This window comes from Micromonospora sp. URMC 105, from assembly GCF_051386295.1.
Taxonomy (GTDB): domain Bacteria; phylum Actinomycetota; class Actinomycetes; order Mycobacteriales; family Micromonosporaceae; genus Micromonospora.
On the sequence record NZ_JBPQTL010000216.1, the window covers coordinates 1 to 698 of the forward strand.

Genomic DNA, 698 nt, shown 5'->3' on the forward strand with positions numbered 1-698 from the left:
CGCGCCGGATGAAGTTCGCGCTGGTCAACGCCTGCACCCTGGCCAGCCTGATGCTCGGCATCAACGCCATCTTCGTGGCCATGGCCGGCGAGGCCCGGGTCGCGGCGCTCCTGCTGATCGCCTGCGTCGTCTTCGACGGCCTCGACGGCGCGCTCGCCCGCAAGCTCGGCGTGGCCAGCCCGTTCGGCGCCCAGATGGACTCGCTGGCCGACATGTGCTCGTTCGGCCTGGCCGCCCCCGTGGTGGTCTACGCCTCGCTGGCCGGGTCGGCTCCCACCGCGGCCGCCGCGGTGGCCGCGGCCCTCGTCGCGGCCTGCGCCGCGATCCGGCTCGCCCGGTTCAACGTCTCGCCGAAGGACGGCCGGTTCTTCTGCGGGGTGCCGACCACCATGGCGGCGGCGGTGCTCGCCCTCACGGTCGCCATCGGCCTGCCGTTGCCCGCCGTGGTGCAGATCGCGGGGGTGGCGCTGCTGGCCTTCGCGATGGTCTCCAGCTTCCCGTACGCCAAGCTCGCCCGGCTGCTCAAGCTGCCGCCGTGGCTCTGGCTGGCCCCGGTGATCGGCGCGCTGGTCGACGTCCGGCTCACCTTCGCCCTGGTGGTGGTGGGATACCTGGTCAGCGGCCCGCTGCTCTGGCTGCACCAGCGCCGCACCGCCTGATCCACCCGCACGTACGCAGAAGGGGGGGGGGGGGGGCGG

Annotated in this window: 1 protein-coding gene; it reads left to right on the top strand. The window is 74.1% G+C overall.

From position 1 onward, the window contains the following. A partial coding sequence (locus tag ACSNN7_RS29015; protein WP_436684224.1) for a CDP-alcohol phosphatidyltransferase family protein occupies positions 1-659 on the top strand: 659 nt, incomplete at its 5' end. Positions 660-698: the final 39 nt, after the last annotated feature.